Genomic DNA, 12,198 nt, shown 5'->3' on the forward strand with positions numbered 1-12,198 from the left:
CCTCCTTATCCTAATACATCGTCGTCATCGGATCCGACATTTGTGGCAGCATCTGGAGCTTTAATTGAGTCATGGAAGTCCGGGTTCAACTGAACATAGACAACCGCGGCACATGCACCGAGAATACCGAGACCAACAAGGTTGATGCCTGTCATAAATGTAGCAAGGGTAAACCCAATGAAGAAGAATGGCATCAGCGAACGTGCCTTCATCATGTTAATAACCATCGCGTACCCGACAACAACAATGAATCCGCCGGAAACCTGCAGGCCGTGTGTAACGACCGGAGGAATGGCATCCAGCCACTGGCTGACAAGACTAGTTCCGGCAATTGCAGCTACTGCTCCAGTTGGAATGGCAACACGTAAGCCCTGCAGGAACAAGCCTCCTATATGACACCATTCAACCCCTCGAAAATTTGCCTCAGCCGCAAAGTGATCGGCTTGATGTTGGAAGAACACAGTAATCGTACGAACAAAAATGGTTAATACTTGGCCTGCTGCAGCAAGCGGTACAGCAATCGCAATTCCTTCACCAATGGATTGGTGACCGACAATAACAACGATTGCTGAAATTGTTGAGGCTAGTGCTGCGTCCGGCGCCATTGCGGCACCAACGTTCATCCAGCCGAGTGCGATCAATTCAAGACTACCACCTAGAATAATACCGGTATGCAAATCTCCTAAAACGAGTCCAATGAGTGTACATGCGACAATTGGGCGGTGGAATTGGCGCTCATCGAGCACACTCGCCATCCCGCAGATAAGTGCTACAAGAATAACTAAAATAAATTGCATGGTATTCATAGTCTAAAACCCTCCCTCTATTTTGTTTTTATAATAGATTTTTGCTTTTCAGCCGATTCATAAAGTCAGACGCGTTTGTGTTCGGCAATTGTTGAAGAATCAGCTTAACACCACGTTTGTCTAACTCTTTAAACGCTTCAACGTCTTCCGGGCTGACCGATACTGCTTCAGAGATTAACGTCATGCCCTCTTTAAAGGTAATTCCTCCGACATTCACCTGAGTGACTTCCACACCAGCATCCATCAGGCGAAGTACATCTTTAGGCGTTTCAACAACCAGCAGTACATCCAAATTTTCATAGGATGGATTCTTATAGCAGCGCGCTGTTTTATCAATCGTCATGACATAGGACTTTGTTCGTCCCGGAGCTACCTGCAGAAGCAAAGTTTTTCTCAAATCATCTTTGGCAGCGCTGTCATTTGCTGCAATGATCGTTCCGGCACCCACATGGTTTACCCAGTTGTTTGCCACCTGTCCGTGAATTAATCGTGAGTCAATACGTAACCATTTAATTTTCATCCTAACTCATCTCCCTCGTCTTCTTTGGCACTATTTGCTAATGTTTGATGTGAAAAAATTTCTTTGAATGATTTAATACCGTCCGCTCCGGCAGTCTTGGCTGTTTGTACGAGTTCCTCAAGCGTTCCGCCGGCCAAGCGTTTACCGAGAACTTCCACAAACATCGGAAGGTTAACGCCGGTTACAATATCCATATTTTCCTTTCTTGCAACAAAGCGGCTCGCCGCGTTGTAAGGGCTCCCACCAAACAGGTCGACAAGGAACAGAATGTGATCATCTTCCAAGCTTTCACTGGCTGCCTGATATTTGTCGAGCAGATTTTCAATACCTTCCCCTGGTTTAAATGTGACCTGAGCAACATTTTCAATATTTCCGAAGATCATCTTAGCAGTGCCCATTAACGCATCTGAAAGATCTCCATGTGTAGCAATAACGATTGCGACCACTTTTTTCTCCTCCTTTCTCTCTGTACACTTTTATATAAGCAAGTATCGTGCCAATTTTGTGTTTTAAAAAAAAAGAGCCGTAAATAGGCTCTGATAAACGTTTTTTCTATTATGCTTCCAAAAACCAACACACTAAATTTCAAAAATAATACACTGTTCTGTTTCATAACTCACTAATCATTGAAATGGTCGAAAACAACACACTGTGCTTTGAACGGTGCTCAAAATAACACACTAGATTTGTGAAGTACGAGCAAATAATATGTTTTTCCCCAATTCATCAATCAACATATCAATAAAATAATAAAATTCGCCTTCACTCAGTTGAATATTTAATTTGAAGTTGAGCACTTCTAGCGTTTTCTCCAGTTGATAAAACAGCTGTTTCTTTTCGCTGCTCAGCTCGCCTTCATATTTCAACGGTGTGTGTGCAACCTCACGTTCGAGTGCAAAGGCCAAATGCATGATGATGCGGATCTGCGTCGCATTTTTAAAATGAAGATGTAGCGCTTTTTCTACTGCATCATTAAATTCAAGAATGGCTGCGACTGCTCGTCTTGGGTTAAGATACATCAGCATATCCTGCAAACTGTCTTCACAAACGCCTTTAACAATAACATGCGATGGATTATCCTTAATTGGCAGAGATTTCCCCGCTAAAATAGATTGGAGTATTTCTTGTCCTTCGCCGCCGACAAATTGAGACAGGGTAATATAAGGAACACCTTCAAGCTTGGGGTTCTTCGCGCCGATACTCGCAACAATATCATATTTCGTCTGCATTCTCTGTGCTACGTCATATAGTCCTTCAATAGAGATGGGAATCACACTGATTTCTTCATCCGTAATATTGCGAATATACACGCTGACAATATTTTTAATTCGCTTTGCGATACCGCTTCCTGTCGTGCAGATGGTCAAAATGGCTTTTTGACGCAGACTGTTCGTCGTTTGTCGTTCCATGCCAACCGTTTGACGCAGTTTGAAGAGTGAATCAACAATTCCTTTTAAGTCCATATGCAGGTAGTTAGCGTTTTTAACTGCGTCCAGAATCATCGGTGTCGATACCATATCGATCGCTTTGACACGTACCTTTGCACCATGCGCAATTTTTTCTTCAAAATAGTAAAGCGATCCCATATCGACCATCATTAAGACGCCCGCACCTTGATCAACGGATTGAACAGCTTGAATGATGTTTTCAAAGATATCGCCGAAATTCAAGCTGAGCGGCATGTCCACGGCTTCAATCGGATAATCCCCCATCAATTCTTTTACAACGCTTACCATTGAGCTTGCCGTATGCGGACCATGCGCTGCAACAACGATACCGACATTGCGCTGCTGCGACAGTTCAACGAACGAACCAAGCAGAAAAGCAATATAAATAATCTCTACCTCAGGCAGTTCCACATGAAGCCGCTCATCAATTAGTTTTGCTATATTCCCAGCCGCCTCATAATCCTTTTGCGCATAGGTAAACATCGTCTGCTTCACATCGGGAGAACAGTCAATTTTGCGCAACGGATGCTCAAGAAATGAAGAAAGGTGGACAGATAATAGGGAAACAAATTGACTGCTTAAGTGTTCGCCAAGTACCTGTGTGCAGATTGCCTCCAGATCTTTCGAGAGTCCCAGAATCCGTTGATCCACAACCGCCGTCAACATATCTTTCGCTGTCTTCTGATAAAATTTCTTCACCTGATCTTTAATATCCTCGGCAATAAACTTGCGCACATCGTGCGTGGACAAGCCTTCTTGTGTCAGTGAATCGTATTTTCCCGAAATCATTTTGTATAAATCAAAAGGCGGTTCATACTGATCGATGACAGTAAGCAATGGATCCTTGCTTCCGGTTACAATGAGAAATAGCGGGAGCTGTTTATTCAGTTGCTGGTTGATTTGAGGCTGATGCGAGATTCGATGCAAGCCTTCCTGCATTTCCGCCGGCAGCATTTTTGCATCAAGCTGGACAAAGTCGTTATTCATACTGTCGAGAAATCCTTGCGCGCAGATCAGTTGCACATTCGATTTCAGCTGGCCGATATTTCCAAAGGTGACGCTGCCGATCAGTGCCTTGATCACATCGGAGCTTACATGAAACTTATGGCTTGTGCGATGTGCTTCTCTGGAAAGCAGGAATTTAGTCAGCTCTATTTGTTCGCTTATACTTCTGCTTTGGAAGTTCGGAATGTTGATCATGACCGGTACTCGTCTCAAGAAGGTTTGCAGCAGTGCCGATTCCGGATCAGCAGTCGTCGCTCCGATAATCAGAACATGTGCCTCTCGCTTATTCCCCGTCTCGCCTAATTTACTGTAGCGGCCGGTATCCATAAAATAGAACAGCATTTCCTGTCCTTCCGGGGGCAGACGGTGAATTTCATCAAGAAATAAAATTCCTCCGTCTGCCTTGGCAACTATTCCATCCTGATCACGTGCCGCACCTGTAAACGCACCTTTTATATAACCGAACAGCTGCCCAATCAGCAGCTGCGGATTATTGTAATAATCCGCACAGTTAAAATCGACAAACGGTGCTTTCTCATTGATTCGGCCGATGGATTGCGCATAATTATACATCATATGCGCAAACAGCGTCTTCCCGGAACCTGTGGGACCAAGAATCAGCGTATGCAAACCTCTCGGCGGATAGACAATCGCCGATTTTGCCTGCTTCACGCTGTTTTTTAAGCTTTTATCTGCACCAATAAGATGTGAAAAGGGATCCTCATTTTTATCATGAGTGTTCTCTTGATTCAATAATTCCTTGAGAGAAGCAGCCTTTACCTCATACTCTCTAACCACATCGCCAAATTGTGATCGTATGAGTTCAGCCGGCACGTACAGTACCGGGCGAGTAACAAACTTGATGACACGCTTTTCTCTGACCAGCTCATTCAGTTCTGAACTGACATTGCTTCGCATGATGTCAAGAACCTCGGCAAGGTCGGAAGCTGTGATTCCTGAGGTTTCCATAAGCGCCTTTTTATCAAACTGAGCGCATCGTTTGGCTAATTCACTATAAATTCTTTCACGTCGCCGTCCCATTGGGTTCACCTCTCTGAATAATTCTTCATGATTGACATGTTTTCCTTCATTATATAATAAAAACGCTTTCATGCGAATTTTTGTAAAAAGAAAAAACGATCCGTATCGTCAAAAATGAAGATACAGGTCGTCTTTTCTACTTGGCGTGCTCTTATTTTTTCTGTTCAATCACTTGTTCGCCTTTATACATACCGTCTTTACCAACGCGGTGGGAAAGATGATAGTCACCTGTTTGCGGATCACGCGAAAGCGGCGGGACACTCAAGCCTTTGTTCGTTCTACGCTTGTTTCTTCGTGTCGTCGATGTTCTCCGTTTTGGTACAGCCATTTTTTATCCTCTTTTCATTCATTATTAAAAGGAAAATCCTTTTTGCAAACGCTTTGCTTGCTTAATAATTTTCAACGCACGTCGATGCGTTTTTTTGTTGGGACTTTTCAGTTCCCTTCGTGCACTCGAAAGTTCAGTCTTGCTTGCCATGACAGGTTCCTCCTTAATATAAATCGTAATTATTACGATTTATATTAACGTACGTTCAGCCAAAATGCAATCATTTAAGCCTTAATCCATACACCGTTAGGAGAAAAAATATCGGAACAGCACGCCGATCAGTACACCGATAATGACTGAAGGCAGAAAACGTTTCGTCAGCAGGATCAGGACAGCCGTGCCGATGCAGCTGAGCAACACAGGAATCGACAGCGTTAAGCCACCATGATAGGGCAGCACGATTTGTTTCACGAGCAGTGCCGCAATGATCGCGATTGGGACATAATTGAAGTACAGTCGCAGTGTCGGATTCATTTTCCAGCGCGCCATAAATTCGAGACCGATCACACGAGACAAGTAGGTGACGAGCGCAAGCGCGCCGATCAGAAACCATTGATTAAGCATGCGCGCGCCCCCTTCTATGTAAATAGAGTCCGACAAGCGGTGCGAAAAGGCCGACCATGATAATGGTGAGCTCATTACCCGGCTTGATCAACTCCATGACAAGGGTAAGGATTACCGCGGCAAGCGCAGTGCCAATGACCGGTTTTCCTTTCAATCCGGGAACAAGCAGAGCCGCGAATGTGGCCGGAAAGGCAAGGTCAAGGCCCCATTTTTGCGGATCAAGCTGGTCGCCGATGAGTGCGCCAAGCAGCGCGGCAAATATCCAGGCAATATAAAAAATACCGGTGACAACAGCAAAATAGAAGGGATCAGGACCGACCTTCTTGAAGCGTGCGGTGGATAAAACAAACGGCTCGTCCGATATACCGAAAGCGAGCAGCCGTGTCCATTTCTTGGCCGGAGCAAGTCCCTCTGAGAGGGCAGCACCATAAAGAAGGTTGCGCAAATTGAGCAACATAACAGTAAGCAGAATACTCGCTGTCCCCGCACCCCCGGCCAACATGGCAACTGTGACCAGCTGAGCGGAGCCGGAAAACACAAAGACAGACATGGCAACGGTTGTTAACAGACTGAAGTGTACTTGCGTTGCCAGAACACCATAGGACATACCATAGGCAGCAATCGCAATGGCCAGCGGCAGAGCCTCTGTTCCGGCCGTTTTCAACGCCGCTTTTTTTTGATCAAGCATTCTTCTTCCCCCGCTTCTCTTTTTTTCGTGTGAATGATCAGTATATAGTATAATTGAATTAACTTAATGTATATTATAATATAAATACCGCACTAGGTATATATAAATATACTTTTTGTATATTAAAACATACTAAGGAGATGGTCGTCTTGCAAAACAGTCCTTGGGAAGACGGAGACGCTGGAAAACGCATTGGAGCCAATTTACGCCAGTTTCGGACAAGCCGGGGCATGAGTCTTGAGTATTTGGCAACCAAGATCGGTATCAGCAAGCTGACACTAATGAATGTTGAGCGCGGTGACGGCAACCCCACTCTATCCGTCATTTGGAAGATTGCAAACGGATTGAATATCCCGGTCAGCGCGCTTCTGTCTATAGAATCTGATGTATCCATTGCACGCAAAGAAGACAGCATGAAGCTAACCAGCTCAGATAAGGTTTTTGTGGCTGAGCCCCTCTTCCAATCACATGGACTCTATGAATTATATCGCGGTTACCTTCAGCCTAATTCTGAATATCTGTCTTCCGCACATCAATTTGGCGTAAACGAATACGTTACCGTCATGTCCGGAGCATTAGACATAGAAGTCGGCGGCAAAACGTATCACTTAAATGAATATGATTCCATTAAGTTTAAAGGCGATTTGGATCATAAATACATTAATCCATCCTCAACACTGACCATTTTGCATTTTGTTATAACTTATCATTCCATGTAGCGAACGCCATCTCAAGCGAGCCGGGATATTATTTGGGGATAATTTATTTTAATTATGAAATCAACATATCCAATTTTATAAAAAAAATATAGTAATTGACCTCCATATATGTTAACTTATTATTTGTTAAGGTTAACATATATTTAGGAGGACTTATCACAGTGAATCATACACGATTGAAAAATTTGATCTTATGCGCACTGTTTGCGGCAATTACCGCTATTCTCGCACAGATCACCATTCCACTGCCGATTATTCCGATCAGCGGTCAGACACTGGCTGTTGGTCTTACGGCTACCGTACTCGGGAGCAGATATGGCACAATATCTATGATTGTTTACGCCGGACTCGGCGCCATCGGCCTTCCTGTTTTTGCAGGAATGAGCGGCGGATTTGGCGTTATCCTGGGGCCATCCGGCGGTTACATCACCGGATTTATCCTCACAGCACTGGTGACCGGCTTGATTCTTGAATACACGAAATTCAACACACCGATGGCGATCGCAGCCAACATTGTCGGCATGTTCGTCACCTTAGCCATCGGCACACTCCAACTGAAACTTGTGCTCGACCTCTCTTGGGCAAAGGCATTGGCTGTCGGTGTTTATCCATTTCTCATTGTCGGCGTGGTTAAAGCCGTCATTGCCAGCGTTGTCGGCATTCAGGTTCGCCAGCGTCTGACCAAATTCGGACTTTTGAAATCCGGAAAACAGCAAACAATAGCATAATTAAGGTATAGAGCAGCTCTCTAGCGGTGCTAATCCGCGAGAGAGCTGTTTTTTTGTTTACATAAACATCAACATTTCATTTAAAACGTTCCCGATCCGCTTCATGCCTTCAACAATTTTTGACTATGCTCCCTTCCAATTTAAAGGCTCACTCATGTTCATACCAATGTTCAATGCTAAAATTTCATTGGATTTATCTTTGCAGCACAAGTTAAAAAATTACTCTGTTCTTTCTCATAGAAAAGTTATCTCACCTTAGCGATCGTTACACGGACGGTGCATAGAGCGGAAAAGACTAAAGTAGAGCAACTTATTCAACAGGTCAGCAATTTTTTCAGCAGGTTAACGGTTTTTTCAGCAGGTTAACGATTTTTTCAGCAGGTCAGCTGTTTATTTAGCAGGTTAATGATTTTTTCAGCAGGTCAGCTGTTTATTTAGCAGGTGAGCGATTTTTTCAACAGGTCAGCTGTTTATTTAGCAGGTGAGCAATTTTTTCAACAGGTTAATGATTTATTCAACAGGTGAGCGATTTTTTCAGCAGGTCAGCTGTTTATTTAGCAGGTCAGCGATTTTTTCAACAGGTCAGCAGTTTATTTAGCAGGTGAACGATTTTTTCAACAGGTGAGCTGTTTATTTAGCAGGTGAACGATTTTTTTAGCAGGTCAGCTGTTTATTTAGCAGGTCAGCGATTTTTTCAACAGGTCGGCAGTTTATTTAGCAGGTTAACGTTTTTTTCAACAGGTGAGCAATTTTTTCAACAGGTTAACGGTTTTTTCAGCAGGTGAGCTGTTTATTCAACAGGTTAACGGTTTTTTCAGCAGGTGAGCTGTTTATTCAACAGGTTAATGATTTTTTCAGCAGGTCAGCTGTTTATTCAACAGGTGAGCGATTTTTTCAGCAGGTTATATATTCACTATCCACTAATTTGAAAATAAAAGATCACGCAGACTAATGATCTGCGTGACGCATTTTTCCTTCATTAAATAGTACTTAATCTACACGATCCGATGAGCGGCTTTTCTATATATCTTGAAATCTTGCTTGCTATAAAATAGCTCTACTGCTTCATTGTCCGCCCAGTAATCAAGATTAATCTCTTTTATCCCTTTGTTTTTAGCGAATTGACAGATGTAATTCATCAATGCAGTCCCATAGCCTTTTCTTCGTTCACTCGGAACCACGCTGAATTGATCAACTTCCAAAAAGGTTTTCGCTTTTTTAAATGGATTTTCTTTTCGGGTAAGGACTTGAATCCAAGCATAACCCGCAATTTGTCCTTCATCCTCAATCACTAAGAACGTTGAATCGGGATCGCTCGCGATGATCTTTTCAAACCATTGGCGGATTTCATCAAAACAATAAGGCTTAAAGTATTCAGGATACAGTGCCCGATGCAAGGTTTGAACCGGTTCGTTTAATTTTGCAATCAGTGCGGCATCCGTTGTCTGTTTGATTTCCATGAGCCGGCCTTCTTTTTAGTTTTCAACAGCCACTTTATTGACTTGGTGCTCGCTCTGACCGTTATTCAAAATGGCAAGCACATCATTCAGACTGATTTCAACCATATTCTGCACCGCTAGATTTGTGTAAAAACCAATATGCGGTGTGATCAGCACATTTGGCATCGCGCGAAGCATTTTGAGTTGCTCACTCGGAATGTCCTGGCCGCGCAGATCCTGATTGAAGAAATGCTCTTCGCCGTTCAAAGTATCCAGCGCAGCTCCGGCAACTTTTTTATTCTTTAGTGCTGCAATCAATGCATCGGTATCAACGACCGGTCCGCGCGATGCATTCACAAGAAATGCGTCAGGCTTCATTAACGCAAGCGCTGCGGTATCAATCAGATTGGTGGTTGATTCCATCAGCGGGACGTGCAGCGTCACAACATCTGCCGTCTTCAAAAGTTCTTCTTTTGAAACATAGGTGAGCACGTCTCGTAAATCATCACGCTCAACGATATCGTTCGCGATCACCGTCGCGCCGAGCCCTTTAAACAGGCGAGCAACCGTCCCGCCGATTCTGCCTGCTCCGATAACACCGACGGTCAGTGAGCGAATTTCGCGCGCCTGAAGTCCTGCCCAGCGGAAATCCTGCTCAGCGCCTCGTGCATCAAAAAGCGGCAGATTGCGAATCAGCCGCATCGTCTGCGTCACGGCCAATTCGGCAACAGAATTCGGCGAGTACGCCGGAACATTGGTCACTGCCAATCCATGATTCGATGCCTGCTCGAGATCAACCATATCAAAGCCAGCCGTCCGTGTTGTGAGCTGTTTCAAACCGAATTTTTCTAGCGTCTCATAGACCACCGGATCACTAATCCGATTGCGCTGTTGAATGACAATGCCATCATAGCCTTTGACCATCTGTACGGTTTCCCCGTCAAGTTCCAGATTATTAATGTCAATTTGAATGCCGGTCTTCTTTTCCCAGTCCCTGATTGCCGCTTCCTCATCGTCTCGGACACTGAACATAATCATTTTCATCGCTGCACACTCCTCTGTTCTTCTTTAATTTCTGCTGCATAGTTCGCAATTCGGTTCATCGCTTCCTTAAGTTGTTCCATACTTGCCGCATAGCTTATGCGAATATAGCCTTCACCACCGGGGCCGAATGAACCACCCGGAATCACAGCGACCTTAGCCTTATGTGCGAGATCCGTACAGAAATCAAGGCTTTTTTGAATCATGTTTTCCGGAATTTTGGCAAACAGGTAGAAAGCGCCCTCCGGTTTCACGCAATCGAAGCCGGCTTTACTCATTTCTTCATAAACAAAATCGCGCCGTTTTTCATATTCCACACGCATTTCCGCGCCGTCATCCATTCCATTTTCAAACGCTTCCTGAGCTGCGTCCTGTGCAATCGTTGTCGCTGAGGTAATCGTGAATTGATGAATCTTGCTCAGCTCCGTCGTAATCGCGGACGGTGCACAAATGAAACCAATTCTCCAGCCGGTCATTGCATGTGATTTTGAGACGCCATTCAGCAAGATTGTTTGTTCCGGCAAATATTCAGCCATCGAAACATGACCTTCGCCATAGGTGAGTTCACTGTAGATCTCATCGCTAATGACAAAAAGATCGTGTTTTTCCAGAATCGCTGCGAGTGCCTTCACATCTCCTCTGCGATACGTCACGCCAGTCGGGTTGGTCGGAAAGTTGAAAACAATTGCTTTTACTGCGTCACCATGTTTTTCAAGTGTTTCTTCAAGTAATTCAGGTGATAGGACAAAACCATTCGATGACGTATCCATGAATACCGGTTCTGCTTTAGCAAGAATCGTATCCGGAATGTATAGAGGGAAAATCGGCGTTGGAATCAGCACCTTGTCTCCAGGGTTCAAAATAGATGTGAGAACGGTATAAATAGCTTCCGTCGCACCAGCGGTCACAAGAATTTCGTGATCCGGATTGTAAAATAAATTGTATTTTTTCTTGAGAAAATTGCTGATTGCCTTTCTAAGTCCAGGTGTACCGGCAGATGGAGCGTAGTGACTGCGGTTGTTGTCAATGCTGCGCTTTCCCGCTTCTTTTATGTGCTCAGGCGTGTTGAAATCCGGTTCGCCAAGTGTCAATTTAATGATATCCGGGATTCCTGAAATGTCCTGATCGAATTTCAGAATGTCCGAGGGCTTAAGCAAGCTCAATTCCGTTTTCATTTTGCTGATTAAAGAGTGTGTCATCGTTCATTTCCCTGCCTTTTATAAAATTTTTTTGCGAAAAAAATCACCCACGGCTTCAATAACCGTGGGTGATCGGATTTCATCGCGATAAGTGAAAACCACACGGATTATTGATTCTTAATCCATGTGGTTATTTTTCCAAGTCAAATCGTACCGCCTTGGCTTCCGCATGGATGCAACCTTCTGCTGAAGTGTTTGCACCCTGTTGAAGCGAATGCAAACACTAACGAAAGAAACCAAAGTAGTAATAAAAGTTATTCAATTGGAGTTTACCTGTTCGTCTCATGACCAAGAACTCCTTTTGAGTTGGTGATTACATTTATATCAGATTTTTTAAAAAGTGTCAACCTTGTTTAGAAAAGCAATTTAAAAAGGTCTCCTTTATATCTATCTACTCTTGACGTCTGATGATCCGCTTGCTCACCTATAATTTGATCAATTAGGTGCGTACATTGGTTCCCGGAGAAACAGAAGAACATACAAATCAAAACTATCCGCGCGGCATGTGCTTTAAAAAGCATCATCCATTCAAAATTATTTATCAGGTGAGCTAATTTTTCAACAGGTTAGACGATTATTCAACAGGTTAACGTTTTATTTGGCAGGTGAGCCGGTTTTTCAGCAAGTTAACTATATCCTGCGCCTCAAAAAATTTTACAATCGTTTAACGAT

The 12,198-nt window shown here is 43.8% G+C and carries 13 protein-coding genes; 2 read left to right on the forward strand and 11 right to left on the reverse strand.

Going from position 1 to position 12,198, the window contains the following annotated elements; all coding sequences use genetic code 11:
- Positions 1-5: 5 nt before the first annotated feature.
- From AC1MBV_RS07550 to AC1MBV_RS07585, 8 genes are all read right to left on the reverse strand, one after another.
- Positions 6-806, reverse strand: coding sequence for a PTS mannose/fructose/sorbose transporter subunit IIC (locus AC1MBV_RS07550; protein WP_480948013.1), 801 nt, complete (start codon positions 804-806; stop codon positions 6-8).
- A gap of 28 nt (positions 807-834) precedes the next feature.
- A complete protein-coding gene (locus AC1MBV_RS07555; protein ID WP_093672139.1) occupies positions 835-1,326 on the reverse strand; it encodes a PTS sugar transporter subunit IIB in 492 nt (163 codons plus the stop codon).
- The gene (locus tag AC1MBV_RS07560; RefSeq protein WP_093672137.1) at positions 1,323-1,772 is read right to left on the reverse strand and encodes a PTS sugar transporter subunit IIA; all 450 of its coding nucleotides are present in this window, start codon (positions 1,770-1,772) and stop codon (positions 1,323-1,325) included. The genes AC1MBV_RS07555 and AC1MBV_RS07560 overlap by 4 nt, the downstream gene beginning before the upstream one ends.
- A gap of 234 nt (positions 1,773-2,006) precedes the next feature.
- On the reverse strand, positions 2,007-4,820 hold the full coding sequence (locus tag AC1MBV_RS07565; protein WP_480948014.1) for a sigma-54-dependent transcriptional regulator: 2,814 nt from the start codon (positions 4,818-4,820) through the stop codon (positions 2,007-2,009).
- Positions 4,821-4,971: 151 nt separating this feature from the next.
- Positions 4,972-5,148, reverse strand: coding sequence for a 50S ribosomal protein L32 (gene rpmF, locus AC1MBV_RS07570; protein WP_093672133.1), 177 nt, complete (start codon positions 5,146-5,148; stop codon positions 4,972-4,974).
- 24 nt (positions 5,149-5,172) lie between these two features.
- Positions 5,173-5,298, reverse strand: a complete 126-nt coding sequence (locus tag AC1MBV_RS07575; RefSeq protein WP_480948015.1) for a putative metal homeostasis protein — start codon at positions 5,296-5,298, stop codon at positions 5,173-5,175.
- 96 nt (positions 5,299-5,394) lie between these two features.
- Positions 5,395-5,712, reverse strand: coding sequence for an AzlD domain-containing protein (locus AC1MBV_RS07580; protein ID WP_480948016.1), 318 nt, complete (start codon positions 5,710-5,712; stop codon positions 5,395-5,397).
- Positions 5,705-6,400: an AzlC family ABC transporter permease gene (locus AC1MBV_RS07585; RefSeq protein WP_480948017.1), complete on the reverse strand. Its 696-nt coding sequence runs from the start codon at positions 6,398-6,400 to the stop codon at positions 5,705-5,707. Before AC1MBV_RS07585 ends, AC1MBV_RS07580 begins: the two co-directional genes overlap by 8 nt.
- A 149-nt stretch (positions 6,401-6,549) precedes the next feature.
- Between AC1MBV_RS07585 and AC1MBV_RS07590 the strand changes: the two genes are divergently transcribed.
- The gene (locus AC1MBV_RS07590) at positions 6,550-7,119 is read left to right on the forward strand and encodes a helix-turn-helix domain-containing protein (protein WP_480948018.1); all 570 of its coding nucleotides are present in this window, start codon (positions 6,550-6,552) and stop codon (positions 7,117-7,119) included.
- A 161-nt stretch (positions 7,120-7,280) separates the two neighbouring features.
- The gene (locus AC1MBV_RS07595) at positions 7,281-7,847 is read left to right on the forward strand and encodes a biotin transporter BioY (protein ID WP_480948019.1); all 567 of its coding nucleotides are present in this window, start codon (positions 7,281-7,283) and stop codon (positions 7,845-7,847) included.
- Positions 7,848-8,842: 995 nt separating this feature from the next.
- On the opposite strand, the gene AC1MBV_RS07600 is transcribed toward AC1MBV_RS07595, so the two are convergent.
- Genes AC1MBV_RS07600 through AC1MBV_RS07610 form a run of 3 tightly spaced genes read right to left on the reverse strand, consistent with a single transcriptional unit; the run spans position 8,843 to position 11,502 of the window.
- On the reverse strand, positions 8,843-9,307 hold the full coding sequence (locus tag AC1MBV_RS07600) for an N-acetyltransferase family protein (RefSeq protein WP_480948020.1): 465 nt from the start codon (positions 9,305-9,307) through the stop codon (positions 8,843-8,845).
- A 15-nt stretch (positions 9,308-9,322) separates the two neighbouring features.
- Positions 9,323-10,330, reverse strand: a complete 1,008-nt coding sequence (locus AC1MBV_RS07605) for a D-2-hydroxyacid dehydrogenase (RefSeq protein ID WP_480948021.1) — start codon at positions 10,328-10,330, stop codon at positions 9,323-9,325.
- Positions 10,327-11,502: a pyridoxal phosphate-dependent aminotransferase gene (locus tag AC1MBV_RS07610; protein ID WP_480948022.1), complete on the reverse strand. Its 1,176-nt coding sequence runs from the start codon at positions 11,500-11,502 to the stop codon at positions 10,327-10,329. Before AC1MBV_RS07610 ends, AC1MBV_RS07605 begins: the two co-directional genes overlap by 4 nt.
- Positions 11,503-12,198 lie beyond the last annotated feature (696 nt).

The sequence above is a fragment of the Sporolactobacillus sp. PKPK-6 genome (genome assembly GCF_056678885.1).